The organism is Paenibacillus sp. Y412MC10 (assembly GCF_000024685.1).
In the GTDB taxonomy this organism is placed as follows: domain Bacteria; phylum Bacillota; class Bacilli; order Paenibacillales; family Paenibacillaceae; genus Paenibacillus_AQ; species Paenibacillus_AQ lautus_A.
In genome coordinates, this window is sequence record NC_013406.1 from 2,173,393 (window position 1) to 2,190,569 (window position 17,177).

Annotated in this window: 21 protein-coding genes and 3 tRNA genes; 18 read left to right on the forward strand and 6 right to left on the reverse strand. The window is 49.9% G+C overall.

Annotated features, from left to right (window positions below):
- The first annotated feature begins 21 nt into the window (after window positions 1–21).
- The 14 genes from pyrF to GYMC10_RS09310 all read left to right on the forward strand — a co-directional run bounded on the left by pyrF (window position 22) and on the right by GYMC10_RS09310 (window position 8,528).
- On the forward strand, window positions 22–759 hold the full coding sequence (gene pyrF, locus GYMC10_RS09250) for an orotidine-5'-phosphate decarboxylase (protein ID WP_009589605.1): 738 nt from the start codon (window positions 22–24) through the stop codon (window positions 757–759).
- Window positions 756–1,397, forward strand: coding sequence for an orotate phosphoribosyltransferase (gene pyrE / locus GYMC10_RS09255; protein ID WP_015734257.1), 642 nt, complete (start codon window positions 756–758; stop codon window positions 1,395–1,397). The genes pyrF and pyrE overlap by 4 nt, the downstream gene beginning before the upstream one ends.
- Window positions 1,398–1,587: 190 nt before the next feature.
- The gene (locus GYMC10_RS09260) at window positions 1,588–2,172 is read left to right on the forward strand and encodes a TetR/AcrR family transcriptional regulator (protein ID WP_015734258.1); all 585 of its coding nucleotides are present in this window, start codon (window positions 1,588–1,590) and stop codon (window positions 2,170–2,172) included.
- A gap of 217 nt (window positions 2,173–2,389) precedes the next feature.
- The gene (locus GYMC10_RS09265; RefSeq protein WP_015734259.1) at window positions 2,390–3,175 is read left to right on the forward strand and encodes a hypothetical protein; all 786 of its coding nucleotides are present in this window, start codon (window positions 2,390–2,392) and stop codon (window positions 3,173–3,175) included.
- A gap of 72 nt (window positions 3,176–3,247) precedes the next feature.
- Entirely contained in the window at window positions 3,248–4,321 is a 1,074-nt protein-coding gene (locus GYMC10_RS09270; protein ID WP_009589658.1) for a WXG100 family type VII secretion target, read from the forward strand.
- Window positions 4,322–4,335: 14 nt separating this feature from the next.
- A complete protein-coding gene (locus tag GYMC10_RS09275) occupies window positions 4,336–5,103 on the forward strand; it encodes a membrane protein (protein WP_015734260.1) in 768 nt (255 codons plus the stop codon).
- A complete protein-coding gene (locus GYMC10_RS09280; RefSeq protein ID WP_009589601.1) occupies window positions 5,103–5,378 on the forward strand; it encodes a DUF4176 domain-containing protein in 276 nt (91 codons plus the stop codon). Before GYMC10_RS09275 ends, GYMC10_RS09280 begins: the two co-directional genes overlap by 1 nt.
- A gap of 37 nt (window positions 5,379–5,415) precedes the next feature.
- On the forward strand, window positions 5,416–5,688 hold the full coding sequence (locus GYMC10_RS09285; protein WP_009589633.1) for a WXG100 family type VII secretion target: 273 nt from the start codon (window positions 5,416–5,418) through the stop codon (window positions 5,686–5,688).
- A gap of 182 nt (window positions 5,689–5,870) precedes the next feature.
- On the forward strand, window positions 5,871–6,035 hold the full coding sequence (locus tag GYMC10_RS32500; protein WP_009589607.1) for a hypothetical protein: 165 nt from the start codon (window positions 5,871–5,873) through the stop codon (window positions 6,033–6,035).
- A gap of 82 nt (window positions 6,036–6,117) precedes the next feature.
- Window positions 6,118–6,194, forward strand: a tRNA-Met gene (locus GYMC10_RS09290).
- A gap of 55 nt (window positions 6,195–6,249) precedes the next feature.
- Window positions 6,250–6,323, forward strand: a tRNA-Ile gene (locus GYMC10_RS09295).
- 179 nt (window positions 6,324–6,502) lie between these two features.
- A complete protein-coding gene (locus GYMC10_RS09300) occupies window positions 6,503–7,213 on the forward strand; it encodes a DUF421 domain-containing protein (protein ID WP_015734261.1) in 711 nt (236 codons plus the stop codon).
- 228 nt (window positions 7,214–7,441) lie between these two features.
- On the forward strand, window positions 7,442–7,546 hold the full coding sequence (locus tag GYMC10_RS33270; RefSeq protein WP_374705851.1) for a YjcZ family sporulation protein: 105 nt from the start codon (window positions 7,442–7,444) through the stop codon (window positions 7,544–7,546).
- Window positions 7,547–7,940: 394 nt separating this feature from the next.
- Entirely contained in the window at window positions 7,941–8,528 is a 588-nt protein-coding gene (locus tag GYMC10_RS09310; RefSeq protein ID WP_015734263.1) for a hypothetical protein, read from the forward strand.
- A gap of 110 nt (window positions 8,529–8,638) precedes the next feature.
- Here the strand turns inward: GYMC10_RS09310 and GYMC10_RS09315 are convergent, their stop codons facing one another.
- Window positions 8,639–10,249 carry a GMC family oxidoreductase gene (locus GYMC10_RS09315; protein ID WP_015734264.1) on the reverse strand — a complete coding sequence of 537 codons (1,611 nt, stop codon included), beginning with the start codon at window positions 10,247–10,249 and terminating at the stop codon, window positions 8,639–8,641.
- A gap of 261 nt (window positions 10,250–10,510) precedes the next feature.
- Between GYMC10_RS09315 and GYMC10_RS09320 the strand changes: the two genes are divergently transcribed.
- A complete protein-coding gene (locus GYMC10_RS09320) occupies window positions 10,511–10,699 on the forward strand; it encodes a hypothetical protein (RefSeq protein ID WP_228468767.1) in 189 nt (62 codons plus the stop codon).
- Window positions 10,700–10,797: 98 nt separating this feature from the next.
- On the opposite strand, the gene GYMC10_RS09325 is transcribed toward GYMC10_RS09320, so the two are convergent.
- The 3 genes from GYMC10_RS09325 to GYMC10_RS09335 all read right to left on the reverse strand — a co-directional run bounded on the left by GYMC10_RS09325 (window position 10,798) and on the right by GYMC10_RS09335 (window position 13,667).
- Window positions 10,798–12,003, reverse strand: coding sequence for an MFS transporter (locus GYMC10_RS09325; protein ID WP_015734266.1), 1,206 nt, complete (start codon window positions 12,001–12,003; stop codon window positions 10,798–10,800).
- A 103-nt stretch (window positions 12,004–12,106) separates the two neighbouring features.
- A complete protein-coding gene (locus tag GYMC10_RS09330; RefSeq protein WP_009589588.1) occupies window positions 12,107–12,706 on the reverse strand; it encodes a TetR/AcrR family transcriptional regulator in 600 nt (199 codons plus the stop codon).
- Window positions 12,707–12,896: 190 nt separating this feature from the next.
- Window positions 12,897–13,667 (reverse strand): polysaccharide deacetylase family protein, encoded by a 771-nt coding sequence (locus GYMC10_RS09335; protein ID WP_015734267.1) that lies wholly within the window; start codon window positions 13,665–13,667, stop codon window positions 12,897–12,899.
- Window positions 13,668–14,071: 404 nt separating this feature from the next.
- On the opposite strand from GYMC10_RS09335, the gene GYMC10_RS09340 reads away from it, so the two are divergent.
- From GYMC10_RS09340 to GYMC10_RS09350, 3 genes are all read left to right on the forward strand, one after another.
- Window positions 14,072–14,157, forward strand: a tRNA-Leu gene (locus GYMC10_RS09340).
- Between the two features lie 200 nt (window positions 14,158–14,357).
- The gene (locus GYMC10_RS09345) at window positions 14,358–15,044 is read left to right on the forward strand and encodes a uracil-DNA glycosylase (RefSeq protein ID WP_041622130.1); all 687 of its coding nucleotides are present in this window, start codon (window positions 14,358–14,360) and stop codon (window positions 15,042–15,044) included.
- A gap of 19 nt (window positions 15,045–15,063) precedes the next feature.
- Complete coding sequence (locus GYMC10_RS09350; RefSeq protein ID WP_015734269.1) at window positions 15,064–15,459, forward strand: hypothetical protein; 396 nt, start codon at window positions 15,064–15,066, stop codon at window positions 15,457–15,459.
- A gap of 75 nt (window positions 15,460–15,534) precedes the next feature.
- On the opposite strand, the gene GYMC10_RS09355 is transcribed toward GYMC10_RS09350, so the two are convergent.
- Both GYMC10_RS09355 and GYMC10_RS09360 read right to left on the reverse strand, forming a co-directional pair.
- Window positions 15,535–16,611, reverse strand: coding sequence for an AI-2E family transporter (locus tag GYMC10_RS09355; protein ID WP_015734270.1), 1,077 nt, complete (start codon window positions 16,609–16,611; stop codon window positions 15,535–15,537).
- Between the two features lie 101 nt (window positions 16,612–16,712).
- On the reverse strand, window positions 16,713–17,051 hold the full coding sequence (locus GYMC10_RS09360; protein ID WP_015734271.1) for a L,D-transpeptidase: 339 nt from the start codon (window positions 17,049–17,051) through the stop codon (window positions 16,713–16,715).
- Window positions 17,052–17,177: the final 126 nt, after the last annotated feature.

Sequence of the window (17,177 nt, forward strand, 5' to 3'; positions counted from 1 at the left end):
AATCGAGAAGGAGGGGTACAGATGAACGCCAGCTACAATGAAATGGCGGGCCGCCTGATGGTGGCCCTGGATTACCCGGATGCCGAGCGTGCACAAGCATTGGTACGTCAGCTGGAGGGCATCCCGTGTTATATGAAGGTCGGCATGCAGCTGTTCTATGCGGCCGGTCCTGACTTTGTGAAAGAATTGAAAGCGAAAGGCTATTCCGTGTTCCTGGATGTGAAGATGCATGATATTCCGAACACGGTCAAAGGCGGCTCGCACAGCGTAACGCGGCTGGGCGTGGACATGTTTAATGTCCATGCCGGCGGCGGCGCGCTCATGATGCAGGCGGCAAAGGCCGGGGCGGAAGCCGCAGTGGCGGACACCCCGGGTCTTGCCATGCCTACGATCATTGCGGTAACGCAGTTGACCAGCACGAATCAGGATGTCATGAATAACGAAATCGGCATTCCCGGCCAGGTGGAGGATACCGTCGTGCGTTATGCTGAGTTGGCCCGGCAGTCCGGACTTCACGGCGTCGTGGCATCCTCCCTGGAAGTGGAAGCCATTCGATCCGCCTGCGGCAAGGATTTCAAAACCGTCATTCCGGGGATCCGCCCTGCCGGTGCGGATATTGGTGACCAAGCGCGGGTGCTTACACCTGGGGAAGCGATCCGCAAGGGGAGTCATTACCTGGTTGTCGGCCGCCCGATCACCGAGTCCCATAACCCGAGACAAGCTGCAGAACAGATTATTGAGGAGATGATTCAAGCATGAGTACCATCGCGAATATTCCGCATCAGATCGCATCTTATTTGCTTAAGATCGAGGCCGTTTCCCTAAGACCTCATCAGCCGTTTACATGGACGTCGGGCATCAAGTCTCCGATCTACTGCGACAATCGCCTGACCATGTCCTATCCCGACATTCGCGATTACATTGCTGAATCGTTCGCGGCCGTCATTCGGGAGCAGTATCCGGAAGCCGAGGCCATTGCCGGAACGGCCACCGCAGGGATCCCGCACGCGGCCTTCGTATCCCAGAAGATGAACCTGCCGATGTCCTATATTCGGGACAAAGCCAAAGGCCACGGCAAGGAAAACCTGATCGAAGGTTTGATCAAGCCCGGCCAGAAGGTCGTTGTCATCGAGGATCTGATCTCCACGGGCGGCAGCTCCCTGAAGGCGGCGCAAGCGGTAAGGGACGCAGGAGCAGAGCCGCTCGCGGTGCTCGCCATATTCAGCTATCAGTTGGATAAAGCGGTACAAGCCTTCGCCGAAGCGGGAATTCCGCTGCAGAGCCTGTCCAATTACGGTGCACTCATTGACGTAGCGTTATCGGAGAACCGGATTCAAGCAGAGGACGTGGAGCTCCTTCAATCCTGGAGATCGAATCCAACCTCCTTTGGCGTATAGATATTCTTCATCCTCAGGCCGCCGTCTCTGTGAACTGACACAGAGGCGGCTTTTTTTGGTTCCCTGAAACAAGATAACGTAATATCGGCCGCGGGTTGACAGTCGAAGGACGGATCGTTACATTAGGACTGTAAGCGGCTGATTTAGCCATAGACATCCTGAAGCAGAATAGAAGGGATCTAATCTACCGATGAACGCAAAAAAAGAAGCGGTGCTTGAGGCCGGAAAGCGGTTGTTTCTGGAGCATGGGATTGTGCAAACCAGCATGGAGCAGATTGCCGAAGCTGTCCCCGTTTCCAAGATGACGATCTATAACTATTATCAGAGCAAAGAGGGCTTACTGGATCATGTGGTGGATCGCATGGTCGAGGAAATGATGGCGATCTATCGCGGGATCATGGAGCAGGCCAAAGATCCGCTGGAGGCCTTAACCATGTTCTACAGGGATCAGGAGAAGTTTTCGGCGCTCGTCTCGCAGCAATTTGTGTCGGATCTGGCCAAGTTTCCGGAACAGATGGACAAGCTGCTAGAGTTCAATCAGAAATACGTTGTGCCGGAATTCGAAATGCTGATTTTTAAAGGCCAGCAGCTGGGACAGATCCGCAAAGACATTTCCCCGCAGGTACTGGTCGCGTTTTTGACTTTCATCAAGGAATTTACGGCGCGAACGGAATGGTACCATGGTCTGGGCAGCCTGCATGCGGTCAGCGAACAACTGATGACGATTCTATATCACGGCATTATCCGAAAGGATGAGCCGCTTAATCCAACATAACCGCTCAAACATTCCAGAGGTGATTGCCAAAGCCCGGGAATGTTTTTTTATATTTTGCCGCTTGATGGTTTGGGAGCCGTCTGATTTGGGTATATGTTCCTATAAATTTAGGGCCAGGATTTGGTAGAGGGGAAGGATACGTCTCACCTATAATAGTAATGATAACTTCGAAAACAAACACAAAATAGGCGGGACTGACCGTAAGGAGGAGAGATCTTTGGAAATTCCGTCCAGGATCCAACTGACCGGCAAGCAATTCTTTGTATTAACCGGCATTGTCGGTGCGCGGGCTGTCATCGGGTTGGAGGACCCTTTTCGCGGAACGCTCACGGAAGAGATGCCTGTCGAAGTAGCCAAGATTGAGCAGGAACTGCTGGAGAAGGGTTTGATTCAAACGGCCGATAACGAGCCGGTTCTTGTGCAGGAGCTCCTGGAATACATAGAAGTATGCAGCCGGACCTTGTTAACGATTCATATGAGGGTGGCCGGTTCGGAGGAAACGTCGAAGGAGTGCTTCATTTATTACAGTTCCGGCCTTGTCGTTAAGGCAGATATCGAAATCGGGCCAGGCGGCGATAGGCTTTATGTGCTGGAAGAGCTGGGAACCCCTTCGGAGGCTTGGCTGAAGATCATCGGTTACCTGCAGCTGGAGGACCGAAAAAATCGCGATACAGGCTCACTGGCCTTGCCTAAGGGCTGGTTCCAGCAATGGATGAACGCCGAGCAAGGGGGGCAGGAGCCTCGGAAGCATTTGCTTGCTCAAGGCTATCCGGAATCGGTCGTTAATGACTTGGCTGATTGCGTAAGCCATCCGGAGAGATATGCCACCTTCACGGCATATTATTGTCCGGACCTGGACTGCCGGATTCAGGGAATCGAGCTGTTACGAGGAGCGCAATCCAATTGGCTGATTCGCAACGAAGGCGAACAGGACCAAATATGGGGCGCTACGGTAACCGAGATCATCCGGGAACTCGGCGCGGTCATCGAGCGTATTAAGTGAGAGACGTTGCATCCTGATCCCGCATACTGTAATTTTTGCCTTCTCGATCAATGACATGGAGGATTGTTAGCTATGACCAAAATACGTGTGGTACCTGAAATGCTGAACCAGCAGGGCGCAGCGGTATCTGATATTGCACGGGAAGTCCAAGCGCTTCAGGAGCGGATGCAGCAGCGCATCCAGAGCATGTCCTGGGAATCGCGCCATCGCGCCCAGGTTGAGCAGCGCCTTGCGCAATGCCGGGCCGCGTGCCAGTCGGTTGTAGGCCGTCTGGAGCAGAATCGCGGCCAGCTCGTGAAGAAAGCGGGGGATTTTTCGCAGACCGACCAATCGCTGGGGAACAACCTGAATTTCGGCAAACAATCGGTCGCCCAGGTGAGTCCGCATCTGCTGCTTCAGGCGAGTATGGCACAGAACGGAAATAAGAAGACGGATCCGCCCGTGACGGCGGCGGGCGTCGAATTCAATGCGCTCGCGCCATTCGGCGGCACGGCGGATCAATGGAAGGGCAATCCGCTTGCGGCCGCAGGGGTATTGTTCGGAACGGTAACCGCATCGGGCACGATGTACAAATACTGGGATATGTACCGGAACGGCTTCGGCGTATGGCTTGAAAAAGACAAGCGCGGCAACATGCGTGCCAATGTGACGAACGGCATGCTTGCCAATATCCGCAAAAAATCCTATGCCGAGTACAATTGGCGGAATCACCCCCGAATTCCGAAATACGTCCTGCCCGGCGCAGCCGTGAAGGACTCGCTCAGCTGGAAGGGCGGCAAGCTTGGTTATGCCGGCATCGCCATGCAAACGGTGGGAAATCTGGTCACGAATATCAATGAAAACAAGAGCGGGGCGAAAATAGCCGGAGACGCCGTCGTCGACGTGGGTGTCGGCGTGGGAACCGTTGTCGCTTCCGCAGCGGCTGGCGCTAAAGCCGGCGCGCTGATCGGGACGGCGGTGGGCGGTCCGATCGGCACCCTGGCGGGTGCGGCCATCGGCTTCGGCGTGTCGGTCGGCGCTTCCTACGTCATGGACGGCATCAAGTTCGCGGATTTTGACGGGGACGGGAAGAAAGATACCGTAACCGAAGGATTGAAAATGGGGGCGGAGAAGATAGGTTCTACGATAGCCGGATGGTTCAAATAAAGGGAGTGTCATAGATGAGCACGAAGATTTCAGAGGAAGAACAGTTTCATTTCCGGCTAATCCCCGCCGAGCAAATTCGGGGCGGCATCGTATGCTTTTTATTCATTATGCTCATCCCCGCGCTGGTCACGCTGGCGGCGCCGATGATGTCGGTGTATTTTTATGCGGCGGCGGCAGTGTGGGCGGCCATGCTGCTGTGGGGAATTGGCCTGAGCGTTAATCCGTACCGGTCTGAGGTCGGTTTTGTGCTGTACTTGGGGATTTACGGATTGGCGCTGGCGGTCACTTGCCAGCTGGCTATCTTGAAAATGATGTATGACATGGCCGGTGTCGAGTCGATCGGATATGGGCTTAGCTCGATCGCGGTGATGCTCCTGCTGCTCGTTGCGTTTTATGTTCTGCATGCAAGAGCGCTGCGGCAAGGGACGTACCAGTCCATGGAACGCAAAGGCGGCATCGGCAAAGCTGGCAAAGCGGCCTTGCTGTTGGCAGGCATCGGTTACACAGGGTATTACGTCGTGGTTGCCGTTACCGGGGACCTTGGCGGATTCGTCATGGGCATGGCGGCTTTTTCCATCCTGTTGATTCTCGGCCTGTACCTGGCCGTTGTGTTCATCCCTCGATATCGGTTCATCCAGAACAATATGGATAAGCTGAGGGCTCATTATCCCGTATTGGGATTGCCGAAGGAGCAGCGGAATGCCGCATTTCTGAACAAAATGAATCAAGGCCGCACGCCGGCGGCACCGCATCGTCAGAGTAAGAAAAGGAGAGGATCGTAATGACGCAACAACAGCAGCTGCTGCCCAACGGGTCGATCGTCATTTTGAAGGAAGGCGAGAAAAAGCTGGTGATCTATGGACGCAAGCAAATTTTGGCGCTTGAGCAGCCGCAATTGTTCGACTATCTGGCTTGTCCGTATCCGGAAGGGTATGTCAGCCCGGAGTTTGCTTACGTGTTTAACCATGAGGATATCCAAGAGATTATTTTTACGGGTTACCAGGACGAAGAGGAAGAACAATTTCAGGCCGTACTGGCTGAGACGAAGGCTACTTAGCTTGCCAGGGATTAAGGGAGGAGCGTGAGGCGGATCTATGTCAGGACGTATAGAGGTATCGCCCGAGGAGCTGCGCCGCGCGGCGGCAGACATTCGCAGCGGGAGTGACTACGGCGGGGAATTGGTCGCGAGGCTGTCCCAGGTCATTGAAACGCTGAATGCCGAATGGGAAGGCGTTTCCCAGCAGCGTTTTCGCACAGAGGCCGAAGAGACGAAGGCGCAGCTGATGAATTTCATCCAGATGATGCATTCGATGGAACAGGAGCTGATGAGCATCGCTGCCCGATTTGCAGAGGCCGACGGCCAATAAGCGAAGGGGTTATAACCCAAGACAACAATCAGCATATACGTATCCCGGCACGGTATACGGCATGGCTGATTGTTTTTATTATGGGGAGGGACGGAGAACTTCGGGGGACGGCGTTTTTTTTGTGGAAGTTTGGACATAATATGACAGCATTACATTATCATTTCGGTAAGGAGCCGCATAGGATGAACTGGGTATATTACGGAAAGCTCTATACAACCAAATTTCAGGCTGGGTGCTTCGCTAAACGTCTGGAGCAGGATGGCTGGCTGTTCGGGTATCATGATCCGCGGATGGTAGAGGTTTATCGTTCCAAGAAGGGGCGTTATGGCGTGCGATTCCTGCCTTGAGGAAATTCCATTAAAACAGCACTTGACTTGATGCAGGGGAATGGTGTATATTTATTCTTGTCGCTGTTTGATACAGCATTGACGCGGGGTGGAGCAGTTCGGTAGCTCGTCGGGCTCATAACCCGAAGGCCGCAGGTTCAAATCCTGCCCCCGCAACCAATTTTTAAACGATGTATGTATGACGTCCTTATGTTTATGTGTACATGTATGTTCAGGGCCCTTAGCTCAGTTGGTTAGAGCGGTCGGCTCATAACCGACTGGTCGGGGGTTCGAGTCCCTCAGGGCCCACTTTATGAAAACCCTTGCGATGCAAGGGTTTTTTGCTGTTTACAGGACTGTTTAGACCAACGATATGAGATTTTACGATAAGGTCAGATTGCTGCTGAAGGCATCTAAGCTTATCGGTTTATTTTTAGAAAAATTGCCCATACATAAGATATACGGTAGAAAGGAGTGTATGGGTCTTCATGCTAGAGCACATGATTATTTTACTTCGTAGTATATCAGCATTCGTTATTTTGTTGATTATTACGCGGTTTTTGGGCAAACAAACGTTGTCTAACATGAATTTTCATGAATTTGTTACGGCCGTGATATTAGGTGCAATTGCTGCGAACTTTGCTTTCAATGAAAAAATGGAAGTCATACACCTGCTAATCTCGCTTGCCGTATTTACATTTACATCATATTTTTTATCAAAGATCGTGGTGAAGAATCGTAAATTCCGCATGTGGGCTGAAGGGACGCCGAGCGTAGTTATAGAAGGTGGCAAGATCCTGGAAGAGAATCTAAGGAAAAATAAGTTAACCTTAGATACGATCAATCAGATGTTGCGACAAAAGGATATATTTGACATCTCGGAAGTGGAGTACGGCGTATTAGAGATCAATGGAAAGATATCTGTAATGAAGAAAAAGGAATACCAGAATGTAACTTTAAAAGATATGAAAAAGGGCTTGAAAGGGAATCAGCAGTTTCCGATTGAGCTTATCATGGATGGACAACTATTAGAAAATAATCTAAAAATTAATGATCTATCCCCAGAGTGGATTAAAGAAAAATTAAAAGTCCGGAACAAAGAAATTGCAGATGTTTTTTATGCAGTGAAAGGAACCGACGGTCAGCTGTACATCGATCTTTATCGGGATAAAATACAGCATCCCGTTGATGTAGAGTAACGACGCATCACATACATACGGAATCTATATAATAGGAGAAGCTAAAACCCTTGCGATGCAAGGGTTTTTTGCTGTTTACAGGACGGTTTGGCAGACGCCTGAAGACACTGAAAGTATGGGTAATACCCTTAACATTAGCACAATCTGATCATGATTGCCGAAATGTCCAGACTAAGACCGTCTATGTACATAAACTGTACCATTCCACAAAGCAAGGAGGTTAAATCGGTGAGCTGCGAAAAAGGTGGTTACAACGGATACGGTAATCCAGTAGGAACTGTTCTGGTTTTATTTATTCTCTTGGTTATTATCTTGGGAACGTTTTGGATTTAATGAAGCTCCTTAATGAAGCATTCATTCATTGATTTAATTTAATTCATCAAATTACGATACTGCACCCATGTGGTATCCCCAATTACGATAAACGGGGACGGTAACTTTCCGTCCCCGTTTTTAGCATTTTCATTGTACTTAAACTGAACATTAAACAACGACACCGTAGAGATCAGTGTGGTCGTCTTAGGAACTGAAAAAAATTGTGGCAAAGGCCAACAGGTCATAAACGGTATAAGATTATGGTTCATACGCTGGGTTATCAGGGCTATGCCGGGGGATATTTTCATTTGAGAAAATTGAGTGATTTTGACTAATCTATTGTCCATATCCATTAGTTCAATGGACTCATATATATGTTAAGGATTTCGTTGATAAAAAGGAGGAAGCACAAATGCAAAAAAGCACAGTATCAGGAAAGGCAAAAAATACGGTCAAACAACTGAAAACGCCTAGAAGATATAGCGGAATTTGGGCGGGTAGCGTTGCAAAGGCAATGAGAACGGTGATTGCCGCACAGAGATCATTGAGTGCACAAAATCCGGTTGTTATTAGTCAACGAACCAGAAGAATAAGTACGAATCGAAATTGGGTAAATGCACTAGAAATCGAGCGAAATCCGGCGTGGGTAGCGCCGCAAGCTGGTGAATCGTACGTTTGGGGAAGAAATGACCCTAACGGTCCTGCTGCTGTGGTCGCCAGAAGATTTACGATTAGAGACGATATTGAGAGAGCTAGCTTATTCCTGTCCGTGGATAACTTTGCCATCGTTTTAATCAATGGACGGTCGGTAGTTATCGACAACCCGCAGGGCAATGTTTCATTCTTTAATCCGGGAAGAACTTTTAATATCAGACGCTTCCTTCGGAGAGGTACAAACGATATCGTGATCGCCGCTTTCAACTTCCCGTCAAATGCAAACAGAAGCGGAGATAATCCAGCTGGTGTCCTTGCCCGTATCGAGATTGAACTAGAAGATTAGTCCGGTAGTAGCTCAAAGTATCCACCGGCTGAGTAGCGGCCCGTCGAGCGCGGCATAGAGCTGCTTTCGCGATATTAGCATTCCATCATAACGGAAGCGAGGGGAAGTTTTCATTCTTCCCCCGATTCCGGATGTGGTCGTTGCTTTTTTTTGCGTTTACTTAATTGCTTTGCGATGGTGTAGCCGATAAGATATGCAGCAGAAGAGGTGTTTCCGTCGACTGTATATGGAACTAAGGACGCATCTGCAACGATCAAATCTTGAACCCCGTGTACCTTTCCTTTACGGTTAACGACTCCTCCTGCGGATAAAGGAGCCATCCGCAGAAATCCTTGCTGATGGTGATTGTGATCGAAATTTTCCTTAATAAATTCTTCAAGCCTGTCATCGTCATCGATAACTTCAAATGTAGGGGATAAGAGACGATATGAAGAATCAATCTGTTCCAACTCTATGGCAATATCTTTGATATACGTCCTATAAATTCTTTTTACCGCCTCCATGTCGTCTGGATTTGAGAGAAATCCCTCATCTGCCAATACGATATTTAGCGGATCTTTGCTTTGTATGCGGATCGTCCCATTGCTCTTGGGTCGCAAGTACAGAATCGCTATGGTCAATTCTCTATCGGATCCAATGCCAACGAGTTGAACAGCCCGCTCATCCGGATCGATGCCAGATGGATCTGGCAAGAAAGCTCCTCCCGTATACAGTGCGTTGGGGTCTAAGGGAGGGAGGGGACGATCTTGTGAATTGGTAGCAAATACTGCGAAATTTAACGTATGGTTTTTTAACCTTTGCCCTACGTTTGGATTGTCGAAGATGACAGGGATTCCAGCCTTTTTCAGCATTTTGGCGGGTCCGATTCCTGACAACATCAACAACTGAGGGCTGTTGATCCCCGCCGAAATAATAACCTTTTTGCGGGAATACGCATAGCAGCACTTGCCATCCTTCAAATATTCAACGCCAATGGCCCGCTTACCGGAGAAAAGAATACGGAGAACCGTTGTTCGAAACTTCACAGTTAGTTTTCTGTTATTCACTCCCCGACCAGTTGCCGTCATAATATCGCGAGACAGGAAGGCTGTGGAGGAGCTCTCCCTACGGCCATCAGGCTGTTGGTATAATTGCCAACGGGTGAACGGTCCCATGGGAGTATTCGGATCATTATAGTCAAGAATGGTCGGATAACCTGTTGCCCGCTCGATCGCAGTTGTCAGCTTGTGAGCCATCGGCGTTGGAGTTTCGGGTGCTTGCCGGATGTTAATTCTTCCTCGATACCCGCGTGCATTGATATCTGTGGTTTCTCCGTTATAATTCTCCAATGATTTGAAACGTCGAATCGCTTTATCAGGTGACCAGCGAGGTCCAAGCAGCCGTTCCCACTTTCGGAGCACGGCGGATGTCGGTCTTACATATTGTTCTCCGTTGATTGAAGAACCGCCTCCCGAGAGTCGACCTGTTGTCCATTCGAATGCGCGTTCATCAAGTTCCTCTTGGGGGATGCCTTCTCCCTGCCAAAAGTAATTCGGAAAGAAACTTTCTTCCAATTCAAGTGCAAAGGTTGAATCCTTAATCGGTTTGTCTTTGTCATGGTTTCCGCCCGATTCTAAAACAAGCACGGAGGTTCGCATGTCGTCAGTAAGTGTCTTCGCAATCACGGCCCCAGCCGGACCTGTGCCTACAACGATGTAATCATAAGTTGATTTTTTCTCCATTAAAGCACTCCTTTTGGAAATGAACTAATTCAGAATATTAATTTGCTCTGACAACTGTGCTTAACTCTGCAATATGATCATGATTCAAGTGATGCTCAAATCCAGAGGAGCCTAAAAGATCCATCAGAAGACCCGATCAGCGAGATTTGTAATCGGGAACAACTTACGGTACATTTTAATGGAGTCGTTAGGGACATGTACTTCCAAACGCCGAGGCTGGTGGGATGCAGCTCATTTTCGTACATAGGATGGGGGATCAAGGTGTCAGAGTGGGTATTGAATCAGTCCTGGGGACTGCCCGTGTTGCTTGCCTTCTTAGTGATCGTATTCGTATTCGAGTCAAGGAAGGCTTTTAAGGCATATCAAGAAAAAAGACGTTTTGAACTGGGATGGGCCCTATTGTTTGCGCTTGTGGCTTTATTGGCGATTATTGTCCTGGTGGCTTATTAATACATAACAACGAAACCTAAAGACCCTGCCGGAAGTTTCCGGCAGGGTCTTGTTCTGTCATTGTCAAAGACGAGAGAGTATGTTGTTTCAGCGTATGATTACCGCTCATTCGTGACAGCTTCCGTAGCAGCCCAGGCTCTGCCGGCACGCATGGCCAAGAAAAAGCAGAGGATGAGGACGATCGATGCAGAGATGTATGGGAAGTTGATGTCCAAATCAAACAGATAACCTGCGACAAGGGGCCCCGCGATGTTCCCCAGACTGGTATAAGCCGAGTTCAGGCCGGCGACGTAGCCTTGCTGATCCTTTGCCAGCTTGGACATTTGCGTGCCGATGGCAGGACGCAGGATGTCGATCGACAGGAAGACAAGGAACGTCACAAGGAAGATTAGCCAATATTTATGCACAAACAGCGTTAACAGAATGCAGATTCCCGCTGTGAGCAAGCTGAGCGTAATGACCCTTTTCTCGCCGAACCGGTTCAGGATCCAGCCGAATATCGTTGCCTGCACGACAGCGCCCGCAATGGAGCCAAACGTAATGATCATGGCGATATCTTTAGGGGTGAATCCGAATTTATGATCCACGAACAGGCCGAACACCGTTTCATAATTGGCAAGACCGAACGACAGAACAAATACGATGATCAGACTAAGGAAATACGGCTCCCTGAACGAACGGACCAGCTGGACTGCCAGGCTCTCCTGTTTCCGTCCCAGCACGGTAGGTGCTTCTTGCTTGGCGGATGATTCCGGAAGCAGCAGCAGCGTCACTAGAGCGGCAATGCCCCCGGCTACGGCTGCGGCGTAGAAAGGAACACGAATGCCAAACTCGGCAATGAAACCCCCGATGCCGGGTCCGATAATGAAGCCTGTCGTAATCGCTGCATTAATGAATCCCATCCCCCGGGCACGTTCCTCATTGGAAGTGACGTCAGCCGTGTAGGCCATGACGGCGGGCATGATGAGGGCGGCGCCGATGCCGCCCAGCATTCTTGCCGCGAACAGCAGCGTCGGCGTGCTGGCCGCTCCGAATAACCATTCCGATATGGCGAATACAATCATGCCGGAGATGATGATTTTTTTGCGGCCCATGATATCGGACAATCTTCCCGCAAGCGGCGAGAATAGCAGCTGCGTTAATGAAAAGGCGGCAACCAGCATGCCCACGGTGCTTCCGCTGATATGCAGCTCCGTCATATAGGTAGGCATAATGGGGATGACAAGCCCGATGCCGGTGAAAACTAAGAATATATTGAACATGAGGAGCAGAATGGCTCCATTGTTTCGCAATAGTAATGACATGATGATTCCTCCAAAGATAAAAAACGATTAATGATGTTGTACGGTTTTCTTTCTATACTGAACGTTCGGTTTATAATAGAGCATAAAAAAGAGAACGGGTCGTTTACGATTTCTTTTCGATGCCGTGCAGGAATACTTGAATGGCCGTATGATAAAGGGCAAGCGGATTTTTTACCTTCGTAATGCGGGACATCTGGCTTAAGCCTACGATGAGGCTTTCAAAAATGAGGGAGAGCTGCTCCACGTTATGATTCTCAAACTCCCCTTGATCAATCCCTTGCTGCAGCAACTTCTGATTGAATTCCAGGTGGCTTCGGATAATCCGGACGATTCGCTGCTCTACTTCCTCGGACACGTCTCCATTGTTGTTCATGAATTCGTCCAGAGCTTTGGAGAAGGGGTGGTTCAGATCATCAAACACCAGTTGGTCGGCAATTCCGTACAATTTATCAACGGTTGTGGTGTATTGCTGCTCCTTACTGCTCCATTTCTGTTCCCACTCGAGGTCCCATTCCTCGATCAAATACAGAAACAGCCCTTCCTTGCTTTTAAAGTGATAATAGATATTCCCTTTGCTGCTGCCGGTGGCTTCCACGATTTCCTCGATCGACGTTGATTTGTATCCCTTCTGCATAAATAGCGCCTTGGCGGCTTCGGCAATGCGTCGCTTGGTATCTTCGGTTTGTTGTTGTTTTTTGTTCACGCATGCACCCCCTTATCCCCTAGGCTATCGTCAAAATTGTATATACTGAACGTTCGTTCTGTATCTTAACAAATGGGTTTGAAATATTCAAGAGAAAATTCTATCCGGCGCACCGGGATCGAAGCCTTTCCAAAAAAATAACCGTTACCTCCAAAAGGCAGCGGTCATTGTCTTACATGCGAACGGCTTATTAATGGTTGACTTCGATGAACTTGCGTGATTTCTCATGGTAGGACATCAGCTCCGATACGGTAACAAATGAATAACCTCTTTTTTGCAGCTCCGGCAAAATCACCTTGAGGGCTTCAACCGTCTGCGTACTGCTGGGTACAAAATCGTGCATAAGTACGATGTCGCCGTTACGGGCGTTATCCAGAACCTTTCGGACAATGCGGTTGACGCCGGGCTTTCGCCAGTCGAGGGTATCCTGGTGCCATGACCACAATACGGTCAGCATGCCCAAATCCTTGCTCGTACTCACAATGGCTTCATTATAGCTGCCCCCGGGCGGGCGGAACAGTACGGTCTTCATGCCGGTGGCTTGATAGATCGCATCCTGCGTTTGATTCAGTTCACTTGATAACTTCGTGACGTTAATATTGTGAAAGGGCGGATGCGTATAGGAGTGGTTGCCGATTTCATGTCCTTCCTGAAGCTCCCGCGCGACGATGTCGGGATGTTTCTCCACCCGGCTGCCTACAACGAAGAAGGTGGCTTTAGCGTCATACCGCTTTAACAGATCCAGAATTTGAACGGTATTATGCTCGTCCGGGCCGTCGTCAAAAGTGAGGGCGATCACCTTGTTCTGCGTGGGCACTTCCCACACGATCTCGCCGCGCTCCTCATAATAATCTCTGCCTTTGGAGGCAGAAGGCACGTGCTCCGCATGCACATGGCCGGGATAACCAAGAATCAGCGCAAGGGCAAGCAATGAGAAGGCTGAGCATGTTCGTTTTTTCATGTCGATGGGTTTCCTTTTCTTCTGTTGTTCTAGTCTCCGCATGTAAGCACGCGAGCTTCATTTAGGATGCACGGTAACCGAGAAATTATTCTATAGGAAGCTCCAGCGGGGAAAGCAAGCGCGCCGATTGCGAAGGAGTCCCTTGATTTGCTGTCAGTACCTACAAGCAGAGCGATGGCGCTAGTTCATCGAGATGAATGCTTGGCCCGGGGTGATGCGAAAAATTATGAGTTTCATATATTGACATCATATGGTTGTACATGGTATTATCGATTTTGTCGCTAAGACGAAATGTGCACACCTAGATTTCGGGATGATCTCGCAAAATATTGCGAATTCCACGCGTACCTTCGGGCTTTTCAAGTGAACGTGAACGACGCTAGGAACATGCGCGGATACAATATGCCGGGGTGGCGGAATTGGCAGACGCACAGGACTTAAAATCCTGCGGTAGGTGACTACCGTACGGGTTCGACCCCCGTCCTCGGCATTATAACAGCGTCTGGTATGATGCAAAATAAGTCGGCCCCTGCATGGGTGCCGGCTTATTTTTTAAATCGACGCAAATTCATCAGCGGGCGTTGTTCCTGCGGACCGAAGCGGAAGATGCCGCGTCCTGATTAAAGTGATCGCATTTCTTTTATGATTCCATGCTGACCTGCGTGAGGAGGAGGGAGAGGAGACATGCGGATGTTTAACAATGATTGGGACCTTATCCTGCAGGGAGAAGTGGATAAGCCTTATTTTCAAGCTTTGATGGAACGGGTGGATGAAGAGTACCGGCGCAGTACGGTGTATCCTCCCAAGGAAGACATATTTCGGGCTCTGCAGCAAACATCGTACCAATCGACGAAGGTCGTTATTTTGGGACAAGACCCTTATCACGGTCGCCGGCAGGCGCAGGGACTGAGTTTTTCCGTCTCGCCCGGGGTTGCGATTCCTCCGTCTTTACGCAATATACATAAGGAGCTTTCATCGGATCTGGGGATTTCCGCTCCGAATCATGGATCCTTGCAATCATGGGCGGACCAGGGAGTTCTGCTGCTCAATGCCGTGCTGACGGTTCGCGAGGGCGAGCCGAACTCGCATAAAGGCATCGGGTGGGAGACCTTCACCGATAAGGTCATCGCGAAACTGAACGAACGTGAAAGGCCCATGGTGTTCATATTATGGGGCAGTTATGCACAGAAGAAAGGTTCCTTCATAGACCGAAGCCGTCACAAGGTGCTTGAGTCCAGTCATCCGAGCCCGTTTGCAGCGCACAAAGGATTCTTCGGCAGCCGTCCATTTTCAGCATCGAATGCTTTTTTAATGCAAGAGGGTATGGATCCGGTGAATTGGGACATCCCGAACACGCCGGACGATGGAGATGAATAATCCGCGAGAGGTGACCTTCATGAAGCATTGGATTGGTCGTCATGTTGTCATTCAGCGTCTAGACGGGGCGAAAAGCACGGTTGAAGGTGTGCTGAAAGGGTGGGATCCCGTTCAGGAGAAAGTGATTCTAGGCCCGGGGGAGCTTATCATTCCGTTTCGAGCCATTCATAGAATTATGCCGAGGAACTCCTATCCGGCCCTGAACTCCATCGGTTATGTCGTGAGTCATACCATTCAATTCGATAATGCCGTTTATTTTGGATCCTGCGTCATGGTATGGAGGGGCAACCAGCTGGTGTCTTCCCAGGCCATCCTGACATCTCACGATGAGGATACCGTCACACTGTCGAATGGCACGATATTGCGTAAGGACGAGCATGATTTCGTGGTTCGATCCCTGCGCGGCAATGCGTGATTCTTTTAAAATAAAGGATGTCCCACTAGCCAGCGCAAAGTTGGCGGGGACATCCTTTTTTGCTGTGAGGCGCCATCATGCGTCCTCTACTTTTTCGGCGAGGAACAGCTCGTAAATTCGCACCGCGATAATTTTGATGATCATGTAGGCCGGAATGGCCAGCAGGATGCCGAGCAGTCCGAAGAAGTCGCCGCCTACAAGAATGAGGACAACCGTGGTCAGCGGGTGAATATCCAGCTGTTTCCCGTAGATGACGGGCGTCAGAATATTGTCTTGAATCTGTTGGGCGATGACAATGACCACGACGGACCATATCGCGATGGAGGGCGATTCGATAAATCCGATGATGACGACAGGAACGGTCGCCAGCAGCGCACCGATGTACGGGATGAAATTCAAGAAGAAAGAGATCACCGTCAAGAGCAGGGAATAGGGCAGTCCGATAATCAAAAATCCGATATAGATCATGACGCTAAGTATAAGATTCAGGATCACTTTGCCGATAATAAAATTGCTGAGTGCCGTATCGATCTCGCCCAGCACCTCCTGGCCGTCGCGGCGGTATCGTCTGGGCAGGACGCTGAGCAGTCTTGGCGGGAGCTTGCTGCCTTCCTTCAGCATGTAGTACAAAATGATCGGAATCGTAGCGATAATGACAACGACGCCGGATACAACGGAAATCAGGTTATTGATGGAATTGCTGATCCATGTGATGATCCGGTTCATGTATTCCGTTAGGGAGGTAGACAATTCGGATTCCGTTGGTATATAGCGGGACCAGAATTGATTTTGTTGAAGCTGGTCGATCTGCTCCTCCACGCCCTCAACCAGGAAGGGGGCGTTGCTGATGAAGTTTTCGATCTGTTCACGGAGCGTCGGCCATACGACGATGCCAAAGATCGCGCAGAGACCGGCAAACACGAAATACAGCATCAGGACGCCGATGGATCGTTTGATTTTGCGTCGCTCCAGGTAGTCCACGATCGGCCTGAGCAGATAATAGAAGAAGCCGGCCATGGCCACCGGAACGATCAGCATGTTGAACATGGAGACGATGGGGCGAAACAAAAAGCTGATTTCGGCTCCTAGGTAGATGATTAAGAGCAGTGCGATTATGCCAAAGCATGTCCTGAAATATTTGCTCTGCATCATGAGCAATCCCTCCATAACAACGAATAGGTAAAATACACGGGTACCATGTAACATTTGTATTTAACCAATTTGGAGGGATTTGAAATCACCAGTTTATGGTATTAGTTTCGTAGGGTGACCCTGGTGTGGATGGGCACGAGGGAAGCGAGCTCCACCACGTCCTCGTTATACATCCGAATGCAGCCATGGGAAACGGAGCGGCCGATGGATGAAGGGTCATTCGTGCCATGGATGCCGTAGTGGGGTTTGGACAACCCTAACCAGTAAGCCCCGAAAGGACCGCCGGGATTCGGTTGTTTGTTGACGATGGTGTAATTGCCGGGCGGCGATTGCGTAGCCATTTTGCCGATGGCGACCGGGAACGTGCGTACCACGATGTTGCCGTCGAGCAGGTGCAGCTGAAAGTCGGACAAATCGACAATAATGCGGTATTGAGGCATGATCATCCATCTCCTTCAAGATTCATGCTATGAAACAGGGGGGAGATTGGCCCCAAAATGGTCTAAAATAGGCAAATTACACCTTCATGACTTGGTAGAAATTTCATCCGTTGAGGACGGTTGACC

Coding starts and splice junctions, on each gene's coding strand:
- pyrF (WP_009589605.1), top strand. CDS start 22: ATGAACGCCAGCTACAATGAAATGGCGGGCCGCCTGATGGTGGCCCTG.
- pyrE (WP_015734257.1), top strand. CDS start 756: ATGAGTACCATCGCGAATATTCCGCATCAGATCGCATCTTATTTGCTT.
- GYMC10_RS09260 (WP_015734258.1), top strand. CDS start 1,588: ATGAACGCAAAAAAAGAAGCGGTGCTTGAGGCCGGAAAGCGGTTGTTT.
- GYMC10_RS09270 (WP_009589658.1), top strand. CDS start 3,248: ATGACCAAAATACGTGTGGTACCTGAAATGCTGAACCAGCAGGGCGCA.
- GYMC10_RS09275 (WP_015734260.1), top strand. CDS start 4,336: ATGAGCACGAAGATTTCAGAGGAAGAACAGTTTCATTTCCGGCTAATC.
- GYMC10_RS09280 (WP_009589601.1), top strand. CDS start 5,103: ATGACGCAACAACAGCAGCTGCTGCCCAACGGGTCGATCGTCATTTTG.
- GYMC10_RS09285 (WP_009589633.1), top strand. CDS start 5,416: ATGTCAGGACGTATAGAGGTATCGCCCGAGGAGCTGCGCCGCGCGGCG.
- GYMC10_RS32500 (WP_009589607.1), top strand. CDS start 5,871: ATGAACTGGGTATATTACGGAAAGCTCTATACAACCAAATTTCAGGCT.
- GYMC10_RS09300 (WP_015734261.1), top strand. CDS start 6,503: ATGCTAGAGCACATGATTATTTTACTTCGTAGTATATCAGCATTCGTT.
- GYMC10_RS09310 (WP_015734263.1), top strand. CDS start 7,941: ATGCAAAAAAGCACAGTATCAGGAAAGGCAAAAAATACGGTCAAACAA.
- GYMC10_RS09315 (WP_015734264.1), bottom strand. CDS start 10,249: ATGGAGAAAAAATCAACTTATGATTACATCGTTGTAGGCACAGGTCCG.
- GYMC10_RS09325 (WP_015734266.1), bottom strand. CDS start 12,003: ATGTCATTACTATTGCGAAACAATGGAGCCATTCTGCTCCTCATGTTC.
- GYMC10_RS09335 (WP_015734267.1), bottom strand. CDS start 13,667: ATGAAAAAACGAACATGCTCAGCCTTCTCATTGCTTGCCCTTGCGCTG.
- GYMC10_RS09345 (WP_041622130.1), top strand. CDS start 14,358: ATGTTTAACAATGATTGGGACCTTATCCTGCAGGGAGAAGTGGATAAG.
- GYMC10_RS09350 (WP_015734269.1), top strand. CDS start 15,064: ATGAAGCATTGGATTGGTCGTCATGTTGTCATTCAGCGTCTAGACGGG.
- GYMC10_RS09355 (WP_015734270.1), bottom strand. CDS start 16,611: ATGATGCAGAGCAAATATTTCAGGACATGCTTTGGCATAATCGCACTG.
- GYMC10_RS09360 (WP_015734271.1), bottom strand. CDS start 17,051: ATGCCTCAATACCGCATTATTGTCGATTTGTCCGACTTTCAGCTGCAC.